Annotated in this window: 22 protein-coding genes and 1 pseudogene; 18 read left to right on the forward strand and 5 right to left on the reverse strand. The window is 57.2% G+C overall.

Features of this window, described 5'->3' with window-relative positions:
- Positions 1-274 precede the first annotated feature (274 nt).
- The 15 genes from ROO76_19195 to wecB all read left to right on the forward strand — a co-directional run bounded on the left by ROO76_19195 (position 275) and on the right by wecB (position 18,492).
- Entirely contained in the window at positions 275-1,714 is a 1,440-nt protein-coding gene (locus ROO76_19195) for a flippase (GenBank protein MDT8070300.1), read from the forward strand.
- Positions 1,711-2,868, forward strand: a complete 1,158-nt coding sequence (locus ROO76_19200) for a glycosyltransferase family 4 protein (GenBank protein MDT8070301.1) — start codon at positions 1,711-1,713, stop codon at positions 2,866-2,868. Before ROO76_19195 ends, ROO76_19200 begins: the two co-directional genes overlap by 4 nt.
- Positions 2,865-4,103 carry a hypothetical protein gene (locus tag ROO76_19205; GenBank protein ID MDT8070302.1) on the forward strand — a complete coding sequence of 413 codons (1,239 nt, stop codon included), beginning with the start codon at positions 2,865-2,867 and terminating at the stop codon, positions 4,101-4,103. Before ROO76_19200 ends, ROO76_19205 begins: the two co-directional genes overlap by 4 nt.
- A gap of 2 nt (positions 4,104-4,105) precedes the next feature.
- Entirely contained in the window at positions 4,106-4,915 is an 810-nt protein-coding gene (locus ROO76_19210; protein MDT8070303.1) for a polysaccharide deacetylase family protein, read from the forward strand.
- A 73-nt stretch (positions 4,916-4,988) separates the two neighbouring features.
- Complete coding sequence (locus tag ROO76_19215; protein MDT8070304.1) at positions 4,989-6,224, forward strand: glycosyltransferase family 4 protein; 1,236 nt, start codon at positions 4,989-4,991, stop codon at positions 6,222-6,224.
- Positions 6,221-7,126 carry a glycosyltransferase family 2 protein gene (locus ROO76_19220; protein MDT8070305.1) on the forward strand — a complete coding sequence of 302 codons (906 nt, stop codon included), beginning with the start codon at positions 6,221-6,223 and terminating at the stop codon, positions 7,124-7,126. Before ROO76_19215 ends, ROO76_19220 begins: the two co-directional genes overlap by 4 nt.
- 58 nt (positions 7,127-7,184) lie before the next feature.
- Complete coding sequence (locus ROO76_19225; protein MDT8070306.1) at positions 7,185-8,672, forward strand: DUF362 domain-containing protein; 1,488 nt, start codon at positions 7,185-7,187, stop codon at positions 8,670-8,672.
- Positions 8,669-10,054: a hypothetical protein gene (locus tag ROO76_19230; GenBank protein ID MDT8070307.1), complete on the forward strand. Its 1,386-nt coding sequence runs from the start codon at positions 8,669-8,671 to the stop codon at positions 10,052-10,054. Before ROO76_19225 ends, ROO76_19230 begins: the two co-directional genes overlap by 4 nt.
- A gap of 21 nt (positions 10,055-10,075) precedes the next feature.
- A complete protein-coding gene (locus tag ROO76_19235; GenBank protein MDT8070308.1) occupies positions 10,076-12,253 on the forward strand; it encodes a bi-domain-containing oxidoreductase in 2,178 nt (725 codons plus the stop codon).
- Positions 12,250-13,485, forward strand: coding sequence for a glycosyltransferase (locus ROO76_19240; protein ID MDT8070309.1), 1,236 nt, complete (start codon positions 12,250-12,252; stop codon positions 13,483-13,485). Before ROO76_19235 ends, ROO76_19240 begins: the two co-directional genes overlap by 4 nt.
- Positions 13,486-13,489: 4 nt before the next feature.
- Positions 13,490-14,470, forward strand: a complete 981-nt coding sequence (locus tag ROO76_19245) for a D-glucuronyl C5-epimerase family protein (protein MDT8070310.1) — start codon at positions 13,490-13,492, stop codon at positions 14,468-14,470.
- A gap of 16 nt (positions 14,471-14,486) precedes the next feature.
- Positions 14,487-15,770, forward strand: coding sequence for a glycosyltransferase family 4 protein (locus ROO76_19250; protein MDT8070311.1), 1,284 nt, complete (start codon positions 14,487-14,489; stop codon positions 15,768-15,770).
- Entirely contained in the window at positions 15,770-16,738 is a 969-nt protein-coding gene (locus tag ROO76_19255; protein ID MDT8070312.1) for an NAD(P)-dependent oxidoreductase, read from the forward strand. The genes ROO76_19250 and ROO76_19255 overlap by 1 nt, the downstream gene beginning before the upstream one ends.
- Positions 16,735-17,364: a sugar transferase gene (locus tag ROO76_19260; protein ID MDT8070313.1), complete on the forward strand. Its 630-nt coding sequence runs from the start codon at positions 16,735-16,737 to the stop codon at positions 17,362-17,364. Before ROO76_19255 ends, ROO76_19260 begins: the two co-directional genes overlap by 4 nt.
- Positions 17,365-17,424: 60 nt before the next feature.
- Positions 17,425-18,492, forward strand: a complete 1,068-nt coding sequence (wecB, locus tag ROO76_19265; protein ID MDT8070314.1) for a UDP-N-acetylglucosamine 2-epimerase (non-hydrolyzing) — start codon at positions 17,425-17,427, stop codon at positions 18,490-18,492.
- 1,452 nt (positions 18,493-19,944) lie between these two features.
- Here wecB and ROO76_19270 read toward each other — a convergent pair.
- Complete coding sequence (locus ROO76_19270) at positions 19,945-20,109, reverse strand: hypothetical protein (GenBank protein ID MDT8070315.1); 165 nt, start codon at positions 20,107-20,109, stop codon at positions 19,945-19,947.
- Between the two features lie 383 nt (positions 20,110-20,492).
- On the opposite strand from ROO76_19270, the gene ROO76_19275 reads away from it, so the two are divergent.
- From ROO76_19275 to ROO76_19285, 3 genes and pseudogenes are all read left to right on the forward strand, one after another.
- The gene (locus ROO76_19275) at positions 20,493-20,918 is read left to right on the forward strand and encodes an OsmC family protein (GenBank protein ID MDT8070316.1); all 426 of its coding nucleotides are present in this window, start codon (positions 20,493-20,495) and stop codon (positions 20,916-20,918) included.
- A 178-nt stretch (positions 20,919-21,096) separates the two neighbouring features.
- Positions 21,097-21,282 (forward strand): annotated as a pseudogene (locus ROO76_19280) (glutaredoxin domain-containing protein).
- Complete coding sequence (locus ROO76_19285) at positions 21,245-22,294, forward strand: DMT family transporter (GenBank protein MDT8070317.1); 1,050 nt, start codon at positions 21,245-21,247, stop codon at positions 22,292-22,294. The pseudogene ROO76_19280 and the gene ROO76_19285 overlap by 38 nt, the downstream one beginning before the upstream one ends.
- Positions 22,295-22,371: 77 nt before the next feature.
- Here the strand turns inward: ROO76_19285 and ROO76_19290 are convergent, their stop codons facing one another.
- The 4 genes from ROO76_19290 to ROO76_19305 all read right to left on the reverse strand — a co-directional run bounded on the left by ROO76_19290 (position 22,372) and on the right by ROO76_19305 (position 25,007).
- Positions 22,372-22,698 carry a cytochrome c gene (locus tag ROO76_19290; protein MDT8070318.1) on the reverse strand — a complete coding sequence of 109 codons (327 nt, stop codon included), beginning with the start codon at positions 22,696-22,698 and terminating at the stop codon, positions 22,372-22,374.
- 173 nt (positions 22,699-22,871) lie between these two features.
- The gene (locus ROO76_19295) at positions 22,872-23,180 is read right to left on the reverse strand and encodes a cytochrome c (GenBank protein ID MDT8070319.1); all 309 of its coding nucleotides are present in this window, start codon (positions 23,178-23,180) and stop codon (positions 22,872-22,874) included.
- A 97-nt stretch (positions 23,181-23,277) separates the two neighbouring features.
- Positions 23,278-24,225, reverse strand: coding sequence for a bifunctional riboflavin kinase/FAD synthetase (locus tag ROO76_19300; GenBank protein MDT8070320.1), 948 nt, complete (start codon positions 24,223-24,225; stop codon positions 23,278-23,280).
- A gap of 2 nt (positions 24,226-24,227) precedes the next feature.
- Positions 24,228-25,007: an MBL fold metallo-hydrolase gene (locus ROO76_19305; GenBank protein MDT8070321.1), complete on the reverse strand. Its 780-nt coding sequence runs from the start codon at positions 25,005-25,007 to the stop codon at positions 24,228-24,230.
- Positions 25,008-25,038 lie beyond the last annotated feature (31 nt).

The following is a 25,038-nucleotide window of genomic DNA, read 5'->3' on the forward strand; positions in this document are numbered from 1 at the left end:
TTGTGCTCACTTTCCAGCATTCCAAAATGGAACAAATGGGAGAGACACTCACTAACTCGCGATTCTAACATGCACTTTTTATGATTTCGGCCTCCCAAAATGGTTACTAATGCAGCGCTTTACCGAATTGGTACATGTGCTTTGGGGCTATTGGTTCGAGCGTAGTATCCCGGAACGGAATTCGGTGGAACGTGTGCTCGGCGTTAACAGGACGGCGGCAGTCCTGTGCTATCTTTCGAGTTACCAATCAGCGTCCAAACGAGTACCCCGCGTCATGGATTCGAAACGCGTCGTTAACAATTCCATTGCTCTGTTCGTGATGGACCTCAGCAGCAAACTCGTGCCGCTGGTTACGTTTCCCTGGATTCTTCACGCGCTGGGTCCGGAAGGTTATGGAAAAGTAGGATTCGCTGCGGCAGTTACGGGATTTTTCGGACTGCTTGCGTCACCGGGTTTTCGTGCCTACGGAGTCCGAGAAGCCGCGCGTGCAGCCGAGGCGCCCCGGACGCTTGTGCAGAAGTTGATGAGTGCACGCATCCTGCTTGCGGTCTGCTCATGCTTGCTCCTGGTTGGGTTTACGTTCACATTTGCTCCCCGAGACCAGGCTACCAGGATTATCCTCCTGATCACCGGTGCCGGAATCCTCGTTAAAGCCGTCGACGTGCAGTGGCTTTACATCGGTCATTCCAAAATGTGGCGGGTGTCGCTGGTGACGATCGTGGGCCAGCTGGTGTACATGGCGATGATCCTGTCCTGGGTTCATCGGCCAGGTGATGCCTGGATCGTTCCGTTGGCCGCTGCCGTTTCGATTGCCGTTGGCGCTGCCATTCTGCTGAATCGGGCACACAAGGATTTCGACATCGGATTGCCGAAGTACATGCCTGAGGCATGGGCGAAGATTCTGCCCATCTGCGCCGTCCTGGGAATCGCGAGCATGATGTCGATGATCTACGACCAGATCGATACAGTCATGCTGCGGTATATGCGTACCGAGGCCGAAGTTGGATTGTACGTAGCAAGTTATCGGCTGATGGCGATCTCGATGTCGTTCCTCACAGTGTTGGCTACGGTCTTCTTCCCGTTGTTTTCTGGCGCAGCGAAACGCGACGCGCACGCGGACCGGCGGTACGCGCAATGGATGGCGAATTCCTCGATTGCGCTGGCACTGCCGATCGCCGCCGGTGGTTTTGTTCTTGCGCAGCCCGTCAGTCGCCTGGTCATGGGCGCTCGCTTTGCTGGCGCCGAACATCTGCTTCGCTGGTTGATGCTCAACCTGTTGAGTGCATCGGCGGCGGTGCTGTTCGCCTCGCGTCTGGTTCCCAATAATCGCGAGCGGAAATACCTGTTGAGCGTTGCTTCGGGCGCGGTAGCGAATGTTGCGCTCAACCTGGTGTTCATCCCCAAGTACGGGGCCATCGCCGCAGTGTTTACAACGATTGTTGCCCAGGCGATCGTGGCAGCGATGGCGTTTTATTTCAGTCGAGATTTGCCGCAGCCGGTATTCGCTCGTCCGCTTGTGGTGTCGTTGATCGCGACTGCCGCGATGATTGGCGGAATTCTGGCTGCCCAGCAGATGGTCAACGTGAATGTGGTAGTCGTTATCGCCGGCGGTGCGGGCGTATATGGACTTGCGCTGCTCGCGCTACAGGCATTGTGGAACCAGTTCGCGCGCGGTGAGGAAGCTGCAGTCGCGGTCCAGGGCAGGTCGGAATGAGCCCGAGCGCCAGTGTGGGTAGTGAATCCAAGCGCCGTTGTCTCGTATTGTTGCTCGAACCTACGCCTTACATCTTGCCACGCGCGCTGTATCTCAAGCGCGATCCAACCCTCTCGGTGGACCTCTACTTCACATTCCTGAACGCGTCCCAGCCATGGGGCTTGGATGCCGATGCGGAAGGTGTTCCGGTATTACTGGATCGGTCAGTCTCGTTTGCAGCGAGAATGCGAAACATTGCCGCGCTGGTTCGCCGGATCGTCCGGGGCGAGTATGGAGCCGCCCACCTCGCGGGATGGGCGCATTGGGTGGTTAGGCTGTCGATCCTCGCTTGTCGCATGCGAGGTGTTCCGTTCGCGGTGGAATCCGATACGCCCCTTCGGACGAGCAACGGCTGGCGCGGACGAACCAAAGACCGCGTCTACCCACTCTGGATGAAGTGGATCACATTCGCGATACCGGGCGGCACCCGGCAGGCCGAATACTTTCGCCACTACGGCGTTCCGCAGGAGAAGATCCTTATATCGCACATGACGGTCGATACGGCGAGGGTTCGTGACGCCAGGACCCCGGCCCGGCGTGAATTCAGAGAGGCGCGAGGAATTCCAACGGATCAGGTGGTATGTCTTTTTGTCGGGCGTCTCGTCCACCAGAAGGCTATCGACGTGCTCCTTGCGGCCTTTGAAATAGCTGCCGCACGCGATCCGAAACTGGGGCTTGCAATTGTGGGAGACGGTCCTGAACGGGAGCGAGTTGAAAAGTTCGTAGGCAAGTTTCCGGGTAGGGTATGGTATCCGGGTCGTGAAAACCAGCGCGGGGTAATATCGTGGATGCGCTCCAGCGATGCATTCATTCTGCCCTCACGCCGCGAACCGTGGGGGCTCGTCGTAAATGAGGCGATGGTGTGCGGTCTTCCCATCATCGTCTCAGATGCGTGTGGTTGCGTTGATGATCTTATCTTCCATCAAGAGAACGGTTACGTTTTCCCCGTCGACAATGTAGTGAAACTCGCGGAAGCGATCACCGCCATGGCAACCGACAAGGAGAAGCGAACAGCAATGGGGGAAGCCTCGCAACGAATCATCGCACCGTGGGTGATCGAGCGTCAGGCAGAAACGATCAAGACAGCCCTCGTGAAGATGTTGGATTCGAGATGAAGTTCTTACGGATAGTATTCATACTCACGGTGATGTCGTTCCTGGCGACGAACTTCCCGCTAGGTCTTGTAGGAGTTTACGCCCGGTTCCCGATGCTGGCGCTGCTGATCGCGGGCTGTCTTGCGATGTTTGCACGCCTTCGGGTTCAGATCCTATCCCCGGTGCTGATCGCCTTCTATCTCTTCCTCACCTACAGCTTTATCACTACTTTCTGGACCGAAAACCTGGTGTTGAGTCTGACGAAATGGGTGCTTTACGGGTCAACAGTGCTCGCACTGCTGTTATCGGGAGCAATAATCGGGCAGAGCGGCGGAACCGAGAATCCTTTCGAACCCCTGGAATGGAGCGTCATTCCGCTGGTGCTTACGTCTCTGTTCGCGCTCGCCACCGGGCGGGGATGGGTCGAAGGTAATTTTCGCTCTTACTCCGGAAACTCCAATGCGCTCGGCGCCAGCCTTATGCTGACCGCGCCCTGGTTAATCTACGAATTGAAATTACTTCCACGCGCTTCTTCCAGGCATCGCCGCTGGATATATTTTCTGGCGGGCGCGCTGGTACTGGTTATGTTCGAGACGCACAGTCGAGCGGCGCTGGTTGCACTGCTGATTCTTTGCCTCATTGCAAGTCGATATGTGAGCGGGACCGGAAGAACGAAACTGGTCTATTTGACGGTTACGGTGCTGGTCCTGACGTACGCGATTACGGGCGCCGGACTCTTTGACAGGTTCTACTACACGTTTATCGAGAAGAAGAGAAGTGCGATCTTTTCGTCTCGCGAAGATCAGATGGACGTTTCCTGGGATGCGGCAAAGCTGGGCGGGGTGTATGGAGCCGGATTTGGTGTCAGCGTCGGTATGTCTCGTTATTGGCAGGAAGGGGAAACTTTCTCCAGCGCTTCACGAGAGAAGGGGAACAGCATCTTCGGCATCATGGAAGAGACCGGCGTCGTCGGACTATTCTTCTATTCCTGGGTTTTGCTGACGCTATTCTTCACATTTCGGAAATCATCCCGAAGTGCCGATGCCGGCCGACGCTTGATCGCGTTGATCGCCATGGGTTATCTGTGCGCGGCGTTATTCCATGGCCAATTTGAGGCTTGGTTCCTTTCATTCGGACCCGACGTTTCCGTGTACTGGGCGACGCTTGGACTCGCGATCGGAGCACTGAACCGTACGGGGGCCGTGGTGGGGACGCCGGTACAAGTTGCGCCGAAACTGACGGCCGCACGCGCGTAATCATGAACAACTCTCTACGTTGGAAACGGCTGATCGGCAAGGGCTATTCGGTATTTCATCCGGCGCCATCGCCCAAACGGCCGCTGGCATTTGTATTGACATATCACTCGATTGGAACCGAGCGCGGTGTAACGGAAGAGAATTTCCGGCAGCAGATGTTCTGGCTCAGCAACTACGCCGCGGTACTCGAGCTCGATTCCGTCATAAAGGGCGAATGGATTCCTTCTCCTTCCGGCCTCGTCTGCGCGATTACATTTGATGACGGTTACGCGAGCGTATTTCGAAGCGCCTTTCCGATCCTGCGGCGACTGCGTCTTTCCGCCAGCGTCTATCTTCTCGTCGAGGCCATCGGCGATGGCGTCCGAAAGTCGTCCAACGAATTCGACGGTCTCTATCCTAACGAAGAGATGCTGACTTGGACTGAAGTCAGGGAAATGCAGGCTGGCGGAGTTCGATTCGGGTCGCATCTGCTCCGACACCATGACTTAACCACCCTCCCCGATCCTGAAGGTGCCGACCAACTTCGCCGATCAAAGCAGGATATCGAAAACCGCCTCGGAGTAGCGTGCAGCAGCTTCTGTTATCCCTGGGGACGCCACAATGACCGTACCGTGGACGCAGTTCAACGCGCTGGCTATGAAAACGCCGTGATTACGATCCAGGATCGTTGGGCCAGCGATCATCCGCCGGACCGATACCGGATACCGAGGACGGATGTTCGGCGGGCGTACACGCTCGATGATTTCGAGAGTGTCGTGCAAGGTGACTGGGATTTTCTCGGTTACATCCAGCGGTTCCGGCGTTCATATTAGCCCCTTTCTCGCCACTTGCCATAGGTTGTACTTGCGGAATTCCGGCGACTGAAATACTGCTACACTGTGCCCAGTGTCGGAACAGAATTCATCAATTTCCGCTGCCAGGCCGAAGATTCTCGCGCTGCTCGGCTGCTATCTGCCGGGATTCAACTCGGGCGGGCCGGTGCGGACCGTCTCCTGCATGGTCGAAGCACTCGCACCGTTTTTCGACTGGAAGCTGGTTACGCTAAACCATGATTCGGGGAGTACGGAGATCTACAGCACTGTCCGAACCGGCGAATGGAACCGAGTTGGCAGCGGCGATGTGTTCTACATTCCAAAGTGGAACGCGCGTACGGTTCAGCGGATCGCGCACGAAGTGCAGCCTGACATCATTTACCTGAACGGTTTCTTCTCGACATCGAGCATTTGCGCCCTGCTCGCGCGGAAGCGCGGAATGCTTCCGCAGGTACCCGTTGTGCTGGCGACGCGCGGCGATCTCGCGGGGGGTGCGCTGGGGCTCAAAATCCTGAAGAAGCGCGGGTACATGAAAGTCGCTCGCGGGTTCAGCCTTTACTCCGGATTACATTGGCACGCCTCTTCGGATCGCGAGAAGTCGGAAATACTGAGCCAGTTGGAGCCGTTCGGCGTCTCGCCTGAGATTGTTCACGTGGCGCCTGACCTGGGTTTCGGTTATAAGCTGAGCGAAATTCGTAGACCTGAAAAGCATCCCGGTTCCGCACGGTTCGTTACATTAGGACGCATCGTGAGAATGAAGAATCCCCTGTTCACGCTCGAGAGATTGAGCGAACTGCAGGGCGAAGTAAGTTTGGATATTTTCGGGCCGTTGCAGGACCCCGAGCTTTGGAAGGAGTGCGAACAGAAGATCGCATCGCTGCCGGCCAATGTGACCGTGCGTTGGCATGGCTCGGTTTCCCCTCAGGGTGTTCTCGAAGAGTTGTCAGAAAGGCACTTCTTTATTCTCCCCACCCTGGGTGAGAATTACGGTCACGTAATCATTGAAGGGGCGGCTGCCGGGTGTCCGATCATCATCAGCAATCGCACCCAGTGGTTGGGATTGAGCAGTCAGTGTGTCGGCTGGGATATTCCATTGGAAAACACGGCGGAGTGGCGGCGAGTCCTGCAGGCGTGTGTCCATATGCCCGAGGCGGAATACCGCATCATGTCGCAAAAGGCTTCCGAGTTCGGCCGATCGGTAATGAACAGCAAGAGCAATCTCGAAGCGAATGTTGCATTGTTTCGCCGGGCTCTCGCTCCAATAGACAACACGGGCGTCGGATCATTCGTTAGGGGCGTGTCGCGATGAGCGTGCCCATTTCCGTTCTTATCATCACCGGAAACGAAGAGATCAATATCCGGCAGGTGCTGGAGAATGTCTGCGGTTGGGCTGACCAGGTCTTTGTTGTGGACAGTTTCAGTACAGACCGGACGATCGAAATCGCGCGCGATATGGGAGCGGAAGTCGTTCAGAACCCGTGGCCCGGGTATTCTGCCCAGAAAAATTGGGCGCTAGATCATCTCCCGTTCCGCAATGAATGGGTCTTCATGCTGGACGCCGACGAGTTCTTGTCCGACGGCCTGAAACGGGAAGTCGAACAAATCCTGGCGGAGGACGGCCGCGGCTTCGACGGCTTTTACGTCAAATGGCGTCTCATTTTTTACGGCAAGTGGATACGCCATTGCGGGTGGTATCCGGCATGGGGGCTGCGGTTCTTCAGGCACCGCCTCGGACGTTATGAAAACCGTCCCGTCGATGAGCACCTGATCCTGGAGGGCAAGCTCAGCGAGTGCAAACATGACATCATTCATCGTGACTTGCACGACATGTCGTACTGGATCGCAAAGCATATTCGCTATGCGCAACTGAACACCGTTGCTTATGAGCAACTCGATAGAAACATAGGGGCCGACGAGCGCATTCGGCCCCGCCTGTTCGGATCGCAAGCCCAACGGCGTCGGTTCCTTAAGGAGAAAGTGTTCCGCCATCTCCCCGCGCGTGCTTTCTTCTACTTTCTATATCGCTATTTCTTCCGGTTCGGGTTCCTGGACGGTCCCAAAGGACTGGTCTTCTGCATCATGCATGCCATCTTTGTGGAATTCAGGGTCGTGATGGAGTGGGAGAAAATGCATCTGCACGAGCTCAGACCTCATGCTGATGGCGAGGCGCCACCTCCCGTTATAGTCGAGAAGAGCTCCACTATGACGTAGGACATCCGGCGGACGATCCGGTCCGGGCGCTTCTGGTCCTTACAGTATTATGGCGATAATGCCCAAACAGGTCGTAGCGTTCCGAAGCCGATTCGCCCAGTATCCCGATCTGCCACCGTTCCACCCCTCTGAACGCTATCCGGAATACGCCTTTGGCGAGTTTGAGGCTTCGGCGAACCATGCCTATGCTGCCGTCCGCGAATGCTTTCGACTCGCTGGCCTCGACGCCACGCATTTCGGAACACCCGAATGGAATCCCCTCGGAGAGTTGATGCATCCCGGCGAGACGGTTGTTCTCAAGCCCAACATGGTGAAGGAAACCCATCCCCGTGATCCTAAGGGCTGGCAGTATGTCCTCACTCATGGCAGCGTGATCCGTGCGGCGGCGGACTACATCTGGAAAGCCATTGGCTCGCCAGGCAAGTTATATCTCGCTGATGCTCCGCAGACGGATTCGTCGTGGACTGGATTGGTTCGCGTTCTGGGTCTCGAGTCTATTCAAGAGTTTTATCGCCGGCAGGGGTTCCTCTTCGAACTCGTTGATCTCCGTCGTGAGGAGTGGACCAGCAAAGACGATGTCATTGTCGAGCGAAGAAGGCTCCAGGGAGATCCCAATGGAACAGCCGTCCTTGATCTCAAGGACGCAAGTGAATTCGTTGGTCATAACGGCACCGGCCATTACTACGGAGCGGATTACGATTCCGGCGAGGTCAATCGGCACCACTCGGGCGGGCACCACGAATACATGATCGCGGGAACGGTCATCAAGGCTGATGTAGTATTCAGCTTGCCCAAACTCAAAACGCACAAGAAAGCCGGTATCACGGTAAGTCTTAAGAACCTGGTCGGAGTGAATGCAGATAAGAACTGGTTGCCCCATCACACCGAAGGCGACCCGAAGGATGGTGGGGATGAGCATCCTCACCCCGGCGGAAAGCACCGCCTGGAGCGTCGGACTGCATCACTTCTTCGCGCCATCGCAGTGCGTTTTCCGGGAATCGGTCCGTGGCTCTGGCAAAGGGCACGCCGGTTCGGTATACCGATATTCGGTGACAGTCAGAAGGTCATTCGGAGTGGCAACTGGTTCGGAAACGACACCATTTGGCGGATGTGCCTCGACCTGAACAAGTTGGTTTTGTATGGCATTGCTGACGGAAGACTGCGCGAACCTCTGCCGGAAAACCGCAAGCGTCACTATGTTCTAGTGGACGGTATCATCGCCGGTGAAGGCAGAGGACCGCTGAATCCCGACCCTGTGCCTGCGGGCACGATGCTCTTCGGCATCAATCCGGCGAGTGTCGACGCCGCTTGCGCGTGGCTGATGGGCTTTGACCCGGAAAAGATACCGATCGTCCGACGGGCATTCCAGGTTAAGCAATGCCCCCTGGTCGATCACGACTGGCGCGATGTTGAGTTGATCAGCAATGTCGAGGCGTGGAGCGGGCCATTGGTTGATGTACCTGACGACGCGACTTTCCATTTCGAACCGCACTTCGGGTGGAAAGGCCAAGTGGAGCGACAACCAGCCGAGGTTCTCGCGCGATGAATCTTGAGCGCCTCTACCTGCGCCTCCCGATTCCCCTTCAAAATCTCGGCTGTTCAATTGAGGGTTTGCGGATTCAGCGGAAGCGATACGGCTCCGGTTTTCGCCGCGCACTGGCCGAGGCCGAAACGCGCAGCTCGTTTTCTGACGAGCAGGTTCGCGAGTTTCGCGACCGCCGGTTACGTACATTCGTCGCACACTGCGCCAGTACCGTTCCGTATTATCGAAAGCTGTTCCGTGAGCTTGGCCTTCGCCCGCAAGACATCCGGGGTCTCGATGATCTGAAGATTCTCCCGGTGCTGAATAAGTCAACGGTCCAGGAACAAGGTTCCGATTTTGTCTCTGATCTTGCGAAGAATTATTCGTGCGAGATGGTCCACACCAGTGGAACCACCGGCGGCGGGTTGCACTTTCTCGCCACACAGGAAGCCGTCCAGGAGCAGTGGGCGGTCTGGTGGCGGTACCGCCGATGGCACGGAATTCAGCCCGGGATCTGGTGTGCATATTTCGGCGGGCGTTCACTGGTGCCGGCCGAGCAGTCCGGTCCACCATTCTGGCGGACGAATTTCGCCGGACACCAGTTGTTCTTCAGTGCCTACCACCTCACGCCGGGGAATCTGAAACTCTACGCAGAAAAGCTACGCTCAGGGCGTCTGCCATGGTTGCACGGGTACCCGTCATTGCTGGCAATGGTGGCGGCATTTATCGCCGATACTGGCTTTGATCTTGGGTATCAGCCCACCTGGGTCACGATTGGAGCGGAGAATCTGCTGCCACAACAGGCTGAGACCATGCATCGAGCGTTTGGCGTGCGCCCGATCCAGCACTACGGTATGGCCGAGGCCGTTGCAAATATATCCGAATGCCCTCGCGGCAACCTGCATCTAGACGACGATTTTGCGTGCGTGGAGTTCCTCGGCGATCACAGAGAGCGCAAAGTGATTGGAACCAATCTCAGCAACTACGCCACCCCGCTGCTTCGCTATGATTCACAAGACATGGCGACCTTGAGCGACCGAAGCTGCGATTGTGGGTTGCCCGGTCGTATTGTCGACTCCATCGATGGGCGCCAGGAAGATTATGTTGTGCTGAAGAACGGGGCGCGAATCGGAAGGTTAGATCACATATTTAAGGATATGGTTCGCATCCGCGAGGCGCAAATCGTGCAGCAGGAACCAGGCAGGATTACGTTGCGAGTAGTACGTGGAACCGATTATGGTGAAGCCGACGAAAAGCAACTGCGCCGCGAATTCGCCCAGCGCCTCGGGACTGACATGCACATCGACTTAGAGTACGTTGACCGATTAGCGCGAACCCGGTCCGGTAAATTGCGTTTCGTAATCTCCGAAATGCGAGAAAATCAATTGCAGAACGCCATACGTTAAAGAGGAACCGTCCTGAAGCAGATGTTCCAATCCGTCCGCTCCGGTGCAAGCACCGTCGAGGAAGTTCCCGCCCCGGCCCTTACACCCGGACATGTGCTCGTCCGAAATGCGGCGTCGCTCGTCTCAGCCGGCACCGAGCGAATGGTAATCGAGTTCGCCGAGAAGAACATGCTGCAAAAGGCAAAGGCGCGTCCCGATCTCGTCCGGCAAGTCATGGACAAGGCGCGACGGGAAGGTGTGCTGAACGCGCTCGATGCTGTAAGTAGCCGTCTCGATCAGCCTCTCAGCCTGGGTTACAGCAGCGCCGGAACTGTCATCGCTGTGGGTGAAGGTATCACCGACATCGCGGTCGGCGATCGTGTCGCGTGCTCCGGCATGAACTACGCGAGCCACGCCGAAATCATTTCCGTGCCGCGAATGCTGGTGACACCGCTTCCGTCGACGAAGTTCAGCTTTGAAGATGCAGCCTTCACGACCGTCGGCGCCATCGCTCTCCACGGGATTCGGCTGGCCGAGGTGAAACTCGGCGAAACCGTCGCCGTGATCGGCCTTGGCCTGATTGGTCAACTCACGGTGCAGATGCTGAAGGCTGCCGGATGCATCGTGCTCGGAATGGATCTCGACACCGAGCGCTGTCACCTCGCCGAACAGAACGGGTGTGACGATACCGCGAACAAGGCGGAGGGATTCAAATCGCTCGTTGCCTCTCGTACGAAAGATCGAGGGGCCGATGCTGTCATCATCACCGCTGCATCTACGAGCAGCGAACCGGTTGAAGTGGCCGGAACCATCGCGCGATCCAGGGCGGTCGTCGTCGCTGTTGGCGCGGTCGGGACAGAGCTTCCGCGGAAATCTTATTACGAGAAGGAACTCGATTTCCGCATCTCGCGCTCCTACGGCCCGGGACGGTACGATCCCGAGTATGAAGAAAAGGGGCACGATTATCCGGTGTCGTACGTGCGCTGGACCGAGTCGCGCAACATGGAAGCGTTCCTGCAACTTGTTGCCGATTCGAGGATCACCCTGTCCTCGCTCATCACTCATCGATTCGAGATCGAGCAGGCCGCGCAAGCATACGACCTGATTACTGGAAAGAAGAATGAGCGTTTCATGGGCGTGCTCATTCGTTATCGCGAAAACGTTGATGAGCGGCGACGAATAGACCTGATTCCGGAATCCACGAGCAGCAAGAAGGAAGCGATTCGAATAGGTGTTCTCGGCGCGGGACTTTTTGGCGGTCAAGTGTTGTTGCCGGCGATGCAGAAAGCCGGAGGAATTGAGTTTGTCGGGGTGTGCACCGCCACTGGTGCTACCGGACGGCATGCTGCGACTCGCTTTGGATTCCGCTATTGCACTACCGATCAAAACGAAATTCTTCGTGACTCGTCTATCAATACGGTTCTGGTTGCGACGCGCCATCACCTGCACGCACAGCAGGTTGTCGCGGCTCTGAATGCGGGCAAGCACGTCTTCTGCGAAAAACCGTTGTGTCTTACAAGAGAGGAACTAGCCGAGGTTGTGCAAGCAAACTCAGCGGCTCGGGAAGAACTGCTGATGCTCGGCTATAACCGGCGGTTCGCCCCAATGGCGGTCGCCATGAAGCAATTTTTTTCCGCCGTGCACGGACCAATCGCGGCCAATTACCGCGTCAACGCGGGAGCGATTCCCGCGAATCACTGGGTACACGACCCCTCGCAGGGCGGCGGACGCATTCTCGGTGAGGTTTGCCATTTCATGGATTTCCTGATCTTCCTGACTGGCTCATTGCCGCGAACTCTTTTTGCCGCTGCATTACCCTCGCCCGGGAATCCATCAGACAGCGTGGTCGTGAACCTCACATTTGAAAATGGCTCGATTGGATCCATTTCCTACATCGCCGAAGGTGATAAGGCATTCGGGAAAGAACGTGTCGAAGCTTTCGGCGGCGGTCGCGTCGCTGTACTCGACGATTTCCGTACGCTTGAGCTCGTGAAGGACGGACGAAGAACTACAAAAAAATCGACGCTGCGGCAGGATAAGGGACACATCGCGGAATGGCAGGCGTTCAGTAGGTCTATCCGTCAAGGCGGCGCGTCGCCAATTCCGTTTCGAGAGATTGTCGCGGGAACGGAGGCCACGCTCGCCATCACTGAAAGCCTCCGCACCGGAAAGCCAGTCGCACTCGACTTCCATGCCTTTGCCGCTGCGCCCCGACAATGACGAGCACAGGCATACGCGTCCTCGTACTCACTTCGTTGTTTCCGTCGCATCCTGGCGATAAGCAGGGAAAATTCGTGCTCGACCAGGTACGCGAACTGGCGGCACAAGGCTGCGATGTCACTGTGATGGTCGCTCGTCCGTGGCTGCCCGGCTTTCTGAACTCCATCGCAGGAACCAGCAAGCGCCCGGTTGATCCGAGCGTTTACGCTGCAGAACGTTTTCAGGTTGCAAACGCCAGATTCTTCAGTCTGCCCCGGTACGTGTTGGGAACTCACGCCGCTCATTTCATTACGCAGCTTGTGAACGACGTTCGAACGATCCATGAGCAATCGAGAATAGACGTCATCCACGCGCACGGAATTCCACTCGGGTATGTCGCTGTGGCCGCCGCTGAGGAACTGGGGATTCCATCCCTTCTCACGATTCATGGCATCGAAACCGCGCCGCGATTCGATGACAGCCAAGCCAAGCGCGACCAGATTGGGCGGATGCTGGAAGAGACCGACAAGGTCGTGCTCGTAGGCTCACCGCTCTTGGAGTACATCCGCCGATACACAACCAGATCGGATCATTGCGTGGTCATTAACAACGGGTTTGTTGCATATCAAGAGCTCGTACCGTCGACTCGAATTCCCCGGATGCGCCCTGCCCGTGTCATAGCCGTTTCCAACTATGAGCCGAGTAAGGGTTTCGAGTTGCTGATTGAAGCAATTGCTTCGCTCGAATCGGATATTCGTGAACAGATCGAGACTGTTCTCGTCGGCGGTGGCTCGGAATTCGCGCAACTGCTATCTAGGGTCGGCGAACTCGGACTAACCTCGCATCTTCATTACCTCGGACCTCTCGCGCATGAATCGGTAATGTCCGAGCTGTTGGCGGCCGACATCTTCTGTCTCCCGAGTTGGCGCGAAGCCTTTGGCATCATGTATGCCGAAGCGATGTCGTTGGGAAAGTTCACTGTCGGCTGTGACGGTCAGGGGCCGTCGGATTTTATTCGCCACCTGGAGACCGGGTACCTGGTCGCGCCGCGAACTGCGACCGCAGTTGCCGAAGCCTTGCGCTGGGCAGTGCGGCATCTGGATGAGCGGAACAAAATCGCCGACGCCGGACGTTCATTTGTCTGTGGGCATTTGACTTGGCGTCACAACGCATCCAGAATCTTAGAAATCTATCGCGAGTTACTCACGACAAAGACGGAGGCGCGCAAATCAGGGGTCGCTTCCTACTCGTAGTCTCATGAGCATTTTGCAGAAACGGCTGAACTATTACCGGCGAATCTTCGGCGCATACCTCACGCCAGCGCAGAGCCAGTTGACTTTCTGGCACGAACGCCCCGCCATCAACAACTTCGATCCCTCGCGCCTGGGTCCCTATTACATGGTGTTCGAGCAGAAGGCGGACTACGCCGGAACTTTTGATCGCGTCGGCATCCCCATGCTCGACTACTTGGGGGCAATTGGTCCACAGTACAACCCGATTGCGATTGCGCAATATGGACTGGGCAACTTCAACTTGTACTTGAAGTCGGGCGAGCCCCGCCGTCGCGAGCGCTTCCTCAGGGCTGCCGATTGGCTCGGCGCCAACCTCGAGACGAACCCCGGGGGTTTCTGGGTCTGGAACCATCATTTCGATTTCGAGTACCGGACGCCTCTGCGCGCGCCCTGGTACTCCGGTCTTGCGCAGGGACAGGGAATTTCTCTGCTGGTTCGTGCACACGCCGAGACTGGCAATATGGCATATCTCGAGGCTGCGAACCGCGCGTTCGAATCCATGACTGCCGATGTCGCAGAAAGTGGAGTCATTTTTACCGATGCTGAAGGGCACAGGTGGATCGAGGAATACATCGTCTCGCCGCCGACACACATTCTGAACGGCTTCATGTGGGCGAGTTGGGGAGTGTACGACCTCGTAGTCGCTACAAACGATGAGCGAGCGCGGAAGTTGTGGGAAGCTTCGCTGGCGACATTGAGGGCGAACCTCGCTCGTTACGATACCGGTTACTGGTCGCTCTATGAACAATCCGGCACTCGCATGAAAATGATGGCCAGCCCGTTCTACCACCGGTTGCACATCGTTCAATTGCGCGTCATGGCGAAGCTCAGCGGCGACTCATTTTTCGAAGAATTTGCCGAGCGCTGGGAGCGTTATCAGGAGAGCAGGGTAAAGCGCAGTCGCGCACTGGTGTACAAGAGCGTGTTCAAGCTTTGCTACTACTGAGATGAAGATTCTTTACGTGTCCCAGCATTACCCGCCCGAGATGGGCGCCCTCGCCGGCCGCGCCGCCGAACTCAGCCGGCACTGGGCAATGCTTGGACATAAGGCTTCGGTGCTCACCGCGTTTCCCAATCACCCAACCGGCGTGGTTATCCCCGAGTACCGCGACAAGTTCAAGCGTCTCTTTTATCGCGAGCAGGTGGATGGTGTGGATGTCGTCCGCACCTGGCTGCTGCCTTATCCAAATCGCCGACCAATCGAGCGCGTTCTGAATTACGGCTCGTTCTGCGTGTCGGCGACCATGCGCGGAGCTTTCCTGGAGCGCCCCGATGTCGTCATCGGAACTTCGCCTCCGCTGCCGATTGCGATTGCTGGTTACAACGTCGCGCGCCTGAAGCGAGTGCCATTCATCTTCGAGGTGCGCGATCTCTGGCCAGAATCGCTGGAAGGTGTCGGACTCGGCGCGGAACATTCGCGCATATATAAGGTAGTAGCTTCGATCGTTCGCTTCCTCTACAAGCACAGCGATCACATAGTAGTTGTTACGCCCGCCTTTAAGGATTACTTGAACTCCGTCTGGGGTGTTCCAGTGGAGAAGATGTCGATCGTCCTCAACGGCGTAGAGACCGATCGCTTCTCGCCCGCGCAGGGTTCTTCCGAAATCCTGCGCAAGTTCGGGGTTACTGAAGGCAAGTTCGTAGTCTCCTACATCGGGACCATAGGAATGGCTCATGGACTTGAGACTCTTCTTGAGGTCGCGCAGTTACTGCAGTCGACCTCTCCAAAGCTACTGCTTCTACTTGTAGGCGAGGGCGGCAATCGTGAAGAGTTGGTTCGGCGTGCGCGAGAGCGGCAACTGACGAACATCATCTTCACCGGACAGCAGCCACGTGAAAACATCCCCGCCATCATCAACAGCTCCGATGTTTGCCTGGCATTGCTCAAGAACCAGGAAGTGTTCAAGACGGTCATTCCAACCAAAATGCTGGAATTCATGTCGTGCGGGCGTCCGGTTGTGCTGGCTGTTGGCGGACAAGCAGAGAGGATTGTTCGCGACGCGGAAGCTGGGATCTCGGTCGAAGCCGAGAATCCGGAGGCGATCGCTCAGGCAATCCGCGAGATGTACGCGAATCCGGAACTGCGGGCGCGCTGCGGGCGGAATGGACGGGCGTACATTCTCACCAAGATGTCGCGTGAGCAAACCGCACGACAGTATCTCGATGTACTTGCGAACCTCACTGGTAAGAGTGCGGTTGCCCGACCGCTCGCAGCGAATCCGGCGCGCTCCGGCGAGGCTCTCTGATGGCGGTCGTTGCAGTCACCGGCGGAACAGGTTTCATCGGACGACACGTCGTTCCACTGCTGCTTGATCGGGGACACTCCGTCCGAGCGCTGGTGCGCAATGGCAACGAACGGACGCTTCCATCCCGCGTCTGCGCTGCTCCCGGCGAGGTCACCGATTCCGCCGCCGTCGAGCGGGCGCTTCGCGGCTCGGAGATTGCGATCCATCTCGCCGGAGTCGCGCACACGACACTTACGAGCAAAGAGGAACATACGCGCGCGCGAGCCGTGAATGCTGGCGGAACGCGCAACGTGCTGGAAGCGGCTGCTCGCCTCGGGGTTCGTCGCGTCGTGCTCGCTTCGAGCGCACACGTTTACGACGGCCAGCGAGGCTGCGGCGTCCGAGAGGATGCGCCGCAAGCGCCCGAGAACCTCTACGCGGAAACCAAGATCGAGGTCGAGAATCTTGCCCATGAATTCGCCGGTCGAGGACTTGAGGTCCTCATTGGTCGTCCATGTCTCACCTACGGGGCGAACGTCCGGTTCAACCTGCTCAGCCTGATGAAGGCGATTGATCGCGGCATTTACTTCCATGCTGGATCTCGCAAAGTGGAGCGCAGCTTCGCGTCGGTTCGTTCCGCAGCTGCGGCGTTCGTCTACTTGGCCGAGAAAGGGATTCCGGGTGAAGCCTATAACATCGCGGATCGTGCGCCGATGCTACTTGAGGACTTCACCAACGACTTGGCTGATCGGATGAAACGTCCTCGCCCAAAGCACATTCCGTTCGCTGTTCTTTGGACCGGCGCAGTTGCGTTCAGCGCTGCCGCCAAGCTCGGGATTAACGGACCTCTCAACCTTGAATCCCTGCGCAAACTTACCAACTCGTTTTCTCTGAATACGGATAAACTGGCGACTGCAGGATTCGTCTGGCCCGACAACGGTGATCAAGCGCGAGAGGAGATGGTGAAAGCGTACCTGGCAAGCAAATGAGTACTGTCTCCCAACCCGCCCGTGCCGTAGCCGATCTCCGATTGCCGACTCGCGGCTATCTTGCCGCGAAGCGCGTGTTCGATATCGTCGCTGCCACGGTGTTGTTGCTGATCATGGGAATTCCCATGATTGTGATCGCCATTCTGATTCGGCTCACCAACAGGGGACCTGCGTTGTACTGGAGCGAGCGAGTTGGCATTAATAACCGCATTTTCCGGATGCCGAAGTTCCGATCGATGCGAATCGACGCGCCGCAACTTGCGACACACTTGTTCCGTGATCCTGACGCTTACCTTACGCCGATCGGCGGGTTTCTCCGCTGCTCCAGCCTGGATGAATTTCCGCAATTGTTCTCCATTCTGAAGGGAGACATAAGCTTTGTCGGACCGCGTCCGGCGCTGTTCAACCAGGATGATCTGGTTGCTCTGCGAACCGAACGAGGAGTCGACAAGCTCATTCCCGGATTGACGGGATGGGCGCAGATCAACGGTCGCGACACGATTCCGATTCCGCAGAAGGTGGAACTTGATGCGTGGTATCTGCAGCACTGCTCGTTCTGGCTCGACCTGAAGATCCTGTTCATGACCGTGTTCAAAGTGGTGCGTACCGAAGACATCAGCCACTGAAGCGTGCGTGCTGTGCTAGGCTGAGACGAATCCCAAGAGAGCTGGCAAACAAAGAATCTTATGCAAATTCTGCATGTTGTGGGCGCTCGTCCGAACTTCATGAAGGTTGCGCCTGTTCACCGCGCGCTGGCGGCGCGCCGCGGGGTCACGCAGGTACTGGTGCACACCGGACAGCATTACGACGTCAACATGTCGGATGTGTTCTTCCAGCAGTTGTCCATTCCGGCTCCGGACGTCAACCTTGGGGTTGGGTCGGGACCACATGGGAAGCAGACGGCGGAGATCATGATCGGGTTCGAGGCGCTGGTGCAGAAGCAGCGACCTGATCTCGTGCTGGTCTACGGCGACGTCAACTCTACGGCTGCTGCTGCGCTGGTGTGCGCGAAGCTCGGGATTCGCATCGGTCACGTCGAAGCTGGACTGAGATCGTTCGACCGGACGATGCCGGAGGAGATCAATCGGCTGGTTACGGACCAGCTTTCGGATCTGCTGTTCACTCCTTCCGACGATGGCGATCGCAACCTCGAACGGGAAGGGATCGCGAAGGAAAAAGTCTTCCTGGTCGGAAACGTGATGATCGATACGCTGATCCGCCTGCTTCCGGCGGCGGAGCGAGTGTCGGTGGACGGCATTCCATCCGCGTACGTCCTGGTCACGCTGCATCGGCCGTCGAACGCAGACGATCCGGAGTCGCTGCGGGCGCTGCTCGAGGCGCTGGGCAAGATCAGCGCGCGGATCGCGGTGGTGTTTCCGGTGCATCCGCGAACGCGGCAGCGGATCCACGACCTTGGGCTGACGCTTCCGGCTTCGGATCGGTTACTGCTGCTGGAGCCGAAACCTTACATTGACTTCCTTGCGCTGCAGCGGCGAGCGGCGGTGGTGCTTACCGACTCGGGCGGCATCCAGGAGGAGACGACTTATCTCGGCGTTCCGTGCATCACGGTGCGGGAGAACACGGAGCGACCGATCACCGTGACGTGCGGGACGAACGTGCTCGTCGGACACGACCTCGAACTGCTGCGCAGGGAACTCGACAAGGTTCTCGATGGTCAGCGCAAGCCGCATCGGATTCCGCCGCTTTGGGATGGGAAGGCGTCGGAGCGGATTGCGGATATTGTTGCCGGTTGATCTACCCACCCCCCTGTTTTCGCTCCTCCTGTTTTCAACGAGTTACGGAAAATTTGGCCGTAAAATATTGAGAGGGAAGAACTTAAATCTGAAAAGCCGATGAAGGTCTTTGTTTTCAGGATTTTGGGCGCGGAAAATGTGCGATTGGGCTGCTTGTTATCGGACGTAAATCGGTCGCAAGTCGCAGGTCCCAAGTCGCGAAAAAACGAGTTCTCGGTTCGCGGTTCTCAGTGAAACTAAGGCCGAGTCGCCCGCAGCAAGGCAAGGGCGAATCCGTCTGAAACAAAGACGGATGGCGGTGGGCCCAAGATTTTGGTCTTGTGCGGAGCGTCGGCGCGGCCGTGTACCGCAGCGACGATGTCGGGATGTAAAAGAGCGAAACGGCAACCGAAGAACCGAAGATCGGGTAGAAAACCAACAAAAACATCCACGGCGAACCGATGATCGGGTAACCCGAAAACGGACTTCGACAGCTAAAACTTACGGCGCCCACTGGGGGCGCCGCTGGATGGACTGTGTCCAGCACTATTGTAAATGGTGAGGTCAAGGGTTTCGGCGGTTTGGGGCGAGGAAATTTCCGGGGAGTTTCAAAATGGGAAAAATTGGTGGATGGGTGCAGAAAACAATGTGGTGAATCTCAAGAGGTAATTGGATACGATTTTGTTTCTCATGCTTGCGTCTGCACAATCACGTTCTACCGGCAAAGAACGCGACACGGTGAGATTGCGATGGGTTGGGCAGAAATTGGGGAATTTCCCGTCTGTCCCCGAATTTCTGTCCCCGAATTTCCCGTCCCCGAATTTCCCAATTGACATCGCAGAAATTTGGCTGACACTTCATGCTGTTCAACTGGCCTTCAGCGACGAAGAGCTTTTACGGGCGGCTTCTCCCGTGGAAGCACGACGTGATTGATGGCGGGAAATCGGCTTCTCATAAACAATCCGGGGTTGCTGGATAGGTTACGGGAAGGCCTGTGTCTGTTGAAAAAGTCCTTTTTCGTCCCAGATATCGAAAATCGATACCAATTTTGGTGACCAGAAATGTCTCGAAAATCGGGAACGTCGTTTATAGGACATCCTGACGCGATCGGTTTTCAGGTGCTCCCGACCGAAGTGAGTTTTTCAACAGGCACTCGTCTTACCGTAACCTATCCACGAGCAACGGGAGTCATACAAGCACCACACACCTTTGCTGCTGGAGTTCTCAGCGGCTTGCCGCAATGTGCGCAAGGCGGCCCATATAGCGAGAGGCGATGATGAAAGATCGCCATCGGATTCGTTTCGTGAAAGCCCGTAATCCGCTCGTACTCCTCCAACATCGGCTGAAGCGCTGGGCTATAGCCGGAGACCCGCTTAGCCGGTGAGTGCCCACGTCTGCCGGCTGCGGCCGACGCGGGGCAGGGAGACTAGAGCCGGTCCTCGAAGCAGACCCTTGAGTGGGCAACTGAGGTGGTCAGGTTCGCGCGGCGGTGCTGGCCCGGGTGATCAGGTGGAAGATGAAGAAGGCGACGGCGAGACCGAGGAGAATCCAGAACACGGCGCCGATGACCTTCACGACGGCCCAGAAGACGATCCAGGCGATGAACAGCAGAATTGCGAGCCAGAGCAGAGCTTTCATTTGTTACCTCCTTGCCATCCCTTGAGAGCGCACGAAGCGGCTTTCCGGAAGCCATTTCCCTAGTTAGAAAGGATGAGGAGGTGGGGGTGTTGCATTCGGCACTCGCGATTCGAGGGTGGCGGGAGAGAGTGGCGGGTCAGGAGATTGAGGATTTACGGTTCCTTCACTGACGAGTGAGAGGGAATGAGGAACGTCGAATGACGGATGGAATACACTGAGAAAAGACCCACGTCTGCTGACTGCGGCAGACGCGAGGCACGGTAAGCAGACGCGGGGCACGGTAAGCAGACGTGAGGCATGGATTCGCAGGGGTGGGGTGCGGCAGGCAAATAAACGCAACGGCTGAAGCGGTGCCCCTTCAAAACAAATTTCAGGAGGAGTAGATGACAAGCGCGAGCGCACAGTGGACGGATAACGAACGGTTTGTAGGGATGGCATCGAGCGGACATGCGATTGTGGTCGACGCGGGCGGTCACAAGACGGGGAACAGCCCGATGGAGTTGGTGCTGATCGGGCTGTGCAGTTGCACGGCGTCGGACATCGTGAACATTCTGCGGAAGAAGCGGGAGCCCTTCACGAGCCTTGAGGTGCGGGCGGAGGCGGAGCGGGCATCGACGGTGCCGATGGTGTACACAGAGATCAAGCTGATTTATCGCGTCGGCGGGAAGGTGTCGCGGAAGGCAATTGAGGACGCGGTGGGACTCTCAGAAGAAAAGTATTGCTCGGTTTCCGGCATGCTGCAGAAGACGGCGAAGATCACGTACGAGATCGAGTACGCGGAGGAAACCGCGGAGGTCGGCCGGCGATGATCGCGCGGCACTGGCGCGCGTGAAGGGAACCGCAGAAGCAAAAGAAGGCAAAGATGGGCACCCAGTTCATCTATGTTTTTGAAGATCGTTCGCAGGGGATTGAGCATCGAATTGAGGAGTCATGAGCGAAGCGAAAAAAGTGATACTCTTCTCGCAGCCCGGCTGACCGCCCTGCTATGCCGCAAAGGCGTTCCTCGAGGATCGAGGAATTCAGTTTGTAGAGAAGGACGTAAGCGCCGACCAGGCGGCGGTTTTCGAACTGGTCAGGAAATACAATAGCCGGGGTACGCCGACGATAGTCATCGGCGACGAGGTTTTGATCGGCTTTGACCCGGACCGAATTGAAAAGCTCCTCGCAGACTAGCGCCGCGCTCGCACCTGCCAACTCGCCATCCCATGGAAGTCTCCGTGGGTATCTCTTTATTGCACTGGCCACACTTTCGTGGGGGTCGAGCGCTACGCTTGGGCGGGCGATCTTCACGGGCAGATTTCACCTGGGCGGAGCGACGCTGCAGCCGATTGATCCCGTCATTCTTTCGCAGACCCGTACTACGTTTACTTTTCTTCTGCTCCTGCCGATTTTGCTGGTGCGGCGTGGGACGAAGGGGGTCCGACTGACGCGCGGGGAACTGTGGCGGGCGATGCTGCTGGGGGCGGCGGGGATCGCGGGATCGAATTACTTCTACTACCTGGCACTGGAAAAGACGACGGTGGCGACGGCGATTATTCTTCAGTATCTCGCGCCGGCGATGGTGCTGATCTACATGCTGGCGCGACGGTTGCAACCACCGACAATACAGCGGCTTTCGGGGGTTGCAATGGCGCTGGTGGGGTCGGTGCTGGCGATCGGATTGACGCGGTGGAGCAGCGCGCCGCCATTTCTCGGACTACGAACGCACGATCTGCGCTTTAACGTGATCGGCGTGGCGGCGGGGCTGACTGCGGCATTCGCGTTCGCGTTCACGAACGTATTTGGGCGGACGCTGGTGGAAGAGACCGATCGGTGGCGCGTCTTCCTTTATTCGATGATGGGTGCCGGAGCGTTGTGGCTGATTGTGAATCCGCCATGGAAGATTGTGGCGGCGCACTATACGCCGGGACAGTGGGTGTTCCTGTTGACGTTTGCGGTAGGGTCGATGCTGGTTCCGTATTCGTTTTACTTCACGGGACTACAGTACCTCGACGCTACGAAGGCGATTGTGACGTGCTGCCTCGAACCGGTTTTCGCTATCGTGATCGCGGCGCTGGCGCTAGGTGAGACGCTGACGGCAGCGCAGATCGTCGGAATCGTGGTGACGCTGTCGGCGACGGTGCTTATACAAGTGCCGGATAAGAAGACGAAGGCAGAAGCGATTCCGCTGGAAATGATGGAGTGAGGTGCACAGGTACAAGGTACAAGGTGCAAGAAAAAGCGATGGTTTCGACGCCTTGTGCCTTGTGCCTTGTGCCGCTTCTACTGCTTCTTCGGGGCGAGGGTTCGCACGTACTTCACCATGTCTTCGACGCCCTTCTTGCCGAGGATATTTTCATAGCCAGCCATTTTGCCCTTACCGTTGGCGATCTGGGTGTTGAGCTGGGCGTCAGTCTTCGACTGGACAACTGGCGAGGTAAGATCGGCGGCTTTGAGGGCTTTGCCCATCGATGTTTGGGCGTGGCCGTCCATTCCGTGACAGAGCGAACAGTTGCGAACGTAGAGCGTCTTCGAGTCGCTCTGGGCAGAGGCAGTTAGAACTCCGAAAGCGAACAGGATTGCGCAGAGAAGAAGAGTTCGTTTGAGCATAAAGTTTCTCTGCGACGATGGTAATGGCACCAGCGGCGATTCGCAAATCCCAACCAGGAAAGACCTGCATCGTGGTCAATGCGGCAGATGTGGAGGGCGCGGGAACTTACCACTCCAAATGAAGAGCCCCACCGGAGACGCCGGATGGGGCCGGTAAAACCTTCGGACGCAGATTATTTCAGGGTCTTGACGAAGGCGGCGACGGCCTTGATCTGGTCGTCCGTCAGTTTGCCTTTGTAAGACGGCATTTTGCCCTTGCCATTGGTGATGACGGTTGCCAATTCGGCTTCGGTCATCTTCTGAACCTCGGGGCTGGTGAGCGGTTTTACGCCCATGGCCGGCATTTCCTTCTTCCCGTCGGGGCCATGGCACATCGCGCACTTCGCCTTATAGGTATCCGCGCCGCTCTGTGCGAAAGCGACGGTGGGGATCAAAAGGCCGAGGACAACGGCAAGCAAAAATACGATACGGATACTTCTCATTTCTTCCTCCATGTCGGTCTAAACAGACCCGCATTAGTGAGCCGGGTACCTACCGTAATACAAACCGGCGGAGAATACCATGTTTCGGTGCATAACACTAACGTTGCAGACTGTGCATGAGCCGCAGGTAACGTTGGGCCTTGCGTATGTCCTTGCCAATCTGTTCTTTGAGGGCCTGGGGGTCAGGGAATTTCTTTTCGTCGCGGAGACGCTTGAGAAAAGTGAGTTCAACCTGCGTCTCGGGTTCGAGGTCTATGGGGTGGAAGTTGAGGATGTGTGTTTCGATGGCGAAGGAGTCGGGACCGAAGGTTGGGCGTACGCCGACGTTGGTGACTGCATCAAAAGTTTCGCCGCTGACGGCGATCTGCGTGATGTAGACGCCGATTTTGGGGATGAGCTCATCGTAGCGGCTGAGGTTAATGGTTGGCACGGTGTACTTGCGCCCGTAGCCGCGGCCGCGGCCGGGATTGGCGACGATGCTGAATGGGCGTCCGAGGAGATGGCGCGCACGGGCCATGTTGCCGGCCTGGACCAGGCGGCGGACATCACTGCTGGAGAGGATGTGACCTCGGCAGTGCATGGCCTGGTAGATGACGACTTCAAAGCCGAGGCGGTGGCCATATTCCTTGAGGCGCTCGACGTTGCCTTCTTTCTTATGGCCGAAGTGGAAGTTGAAACCCTCGTGGACTTCAACGGCGTGAAGTGCGGAGGCGAGGATCTCCTCGGCGAATTCGAAGGGCGGCGTCATGGAGAGATCGCGCGAAAAGGGCAGAACGAGGACGGCGTCGATGCCGGTTTTCTCGAGCAGCTTGAGTTTTTGCGGAAGCGGCGTCAGGAGCGGCGGCGCGTGGTCGGGGCGGAGAATGCGGATTGGGTGAGGATCGAAGGTGACGACGAGGCTCTTCGCGTTGAGTTCTTTCGCGCGTTCGGTCATGCGGTTCAGCACGTGCTGGTGGCCGCGATGGATGCCATCAAAATTGCCGACACTGAGAACGGTTGGGCCGAAATCGGCGGGAATATCCTGGAATTTACGGAAGATCTGCATGGTCAGAGTTGGAATTGCAGGCGCAGGCCATCGTAGGCGAGCCGCACGCCGTCGGGCAGCGAAGCGTTTGTCTCGGCGTCGGGCAGGTCGTGGCAGATGTGCGTGAAGAAAGCGCGTTTAGGTTTGAGCTTTTCGACGATGCTGAGCGAATTCGCGACAGTGGAGTGCGTCGGGTGCGGCGTGTGGCGCAGGGCATCGAGGAAAAGAATGTCCAGATCTTGCAACTGAGACATCGAAGATTCGGGGATTGAGCTGAAATCGGTAATGTAGGCGGCATCTCCAAAACGGTAGGCAAGGATTTCGGCTTCGCCGTGAACTACCGGGATGGGTGCGAAGGTCTTTCCGAATAAATCGATGGGGCCACTGATATCACGGAGTTCGACCTGGGCGATGCCGCCGAACTTGTAATCGTCCTGGAAGATGTACTTGAAGACGCTGCGCAGGACAGAGGCGGTCTTTTCGTTTGCGTATAGCGGAATTTTCGGGCCGCCGGTGATACGCGGGAAACTGAGCGGGCGGAGATCGTCGAGACCGAGGATGTGATCGGCATGGCCGTGGGTGTAGAGCACGGCGTCAACGCGGGTGATGTGCTCGCGCAGGGCCTGCTCGCGGAAGTCTGGCGTAGTGTCGACGAGAATTTGATGACCGTCCCACTCGACCATGATGGATGGGCGGGTACGGCGGTCGTGGGGATCGGTGGAGCGGCAGACGCGGCAGGAGCAGCCAATGGTAGGCACTCCCATCGAGGTACCGCTTCCGAGCACGGTCAGAGTCGCATTCATTGAAAGTCCCGAAAAAAGTTCAAGCTCCTGC

It is taken from the genome of Terriglobia bacterium, from assembly GCA_032252755.1.
Lineage (GTDB): Bacteria > Acidobacteriota > Terriglobia > Terriglobales > Acidobacteriaceae > JAVUPY01.

What these genes read in the sequence shown, in the direction of transcription:
- wecB (MDT8070314.1), top strand. Translation starts at nt 17,425, where the DNA reads ATGCAAATTCTGCATGTTGTGGGCGCTCGTCCGAACTTCATGAAGGTT.
- ROO76_19260 (MDT8070313.1), top strand. Translation starts at nt 16,735, where the DNA reads ATGAGTACTGTCTCCCAACCCGCCCGTGCCGTAGCCGATCTCCGATTG.
- ROO76_19225 (MDT8070306.1), top strand. Translation starts at nt 7,185, where the DNA reads ATGCCCAAACAGGTCGTAGCGTTCCGAAGCCGATTCGCCCAGTATCCC.
- ROO76_19195 (MDT8070300.1), top strand. Translation starts at nt 275, where the DNA reads ATGGATTCGAAACGCGTCGTTAACAATTCCATTGCTCTGTTCGTGATG.
- ROO76_19235 (MDT8070308.1), top strand. Translation starts at nt 10,076, where the DNA reads ATGTTCCAATCCGTCCGCTCCGGTGCAAGCACCGTCGAGGAAGTTCCC.
- ROO76_19200 (MDT8070301.1), top strand. Translation starts at nt 1,711, where the DNA reads ATGAGCCCGAGCGCCAGTGTGGGTAGTGAATCCAAGCGCCGTTGTCTC.
- ROO76_19230 (MDT8070307.1), top strand. Translation starts at nt 8,669, where the DNA reads ATGAATCTTGAGCGCCTCTACCTGCGCCTCCCGATTCCCCTTCAAAAT.
- ROO76_19300 (MDT8070320.1), bottom strand. Translation starts at nt 24,225, where the DNA reads ATGCAGATCTTCCGTAAATTCCAGGATATTCCCGCCGATTTCGGCCCA.
- ROO76_19205 (MDT8070302.1), top strand. Translation starts at nt 2,865, where the DNA reads ATGAAGTTCTTACGGATAGTATTCATACTCACGGTGATGTCGTTCCTG.
- ROO76_19275 (MDT8070316.1), top strand. Translation starts at nt 20,493, where the DNA reads ATGACAAGCGCGAGCGCACAGTGGACGGATAACGAACGGTTTGTAGGG.
- ROO76_19220 (MDT8070305.1), top strand. Translation starts at nt 6,221, where the DNA reads ATGAGCGTGCCCATTTCCGTTCTTATCATCACCGGAAACGAAGAGATC.
- ROO76_19240 (MDT8070309.1), top strand. Translation starts at nt 12,250, where the DNA reads ATGACGAGCACAGGCATACGCGTCCTCGTACTCACTTCGTTGTTTCCG.
- ROO76_19270 (MDT8070315.1), bottom strand. Translation starts at nt 20,109, where the DNA reads ATGAAAGCTCTGCTCTGGCTCGCAATTCTGCTGTTCATCGCCTGGATC.
- ROO76_19210 (MDT8070303.1), top strand. Translation starts at nt 4,106, where the DNA reads ATGAACAACTCTCTACGTTGGAAACGGCTGATCGGCAAGGGCTATTCG.
- ROO76_19245 (MDT8070310.1), top strand. Translation starts at nt 13,490, where the DNA reads ATGAGCATTTTGCAGAAACGGCTGAACTATTACCGGCGAATCTTCGGC.
- ROO76_19255 (MDT8070312.1), top strand. Translation starts at nt 15,770, where the DNA reads ATGGCGGTCGTTGCAGTCACCGGCGGAACAGGTTTCATCGGACGACAC.
- ROO76_19305 (MDT8070321.1), bottom strand. Translation starts at nt 25,007, where the DNA reads ATGAATGCGACTCTGACCGTGCTCGGAAGCGGTACCTCGATGGGAGTG.
- ROO76_19290 (MDT8070318.1), bottom strand. Translation starts at nt 22,698, where the DNA reads ATGCTCAAACGAACTCTTCTTCTCTGCGCAATCCTGTTCGCTTTCGGA.
- ROO76_19295 (MDT8070319.1), bottom strand. Translation starts at nt 23,180, where the DNA reads ATGAGAAGTATCCGTATCGTATTTTTGCTTGCCGTTGTCCTCGGCCTT.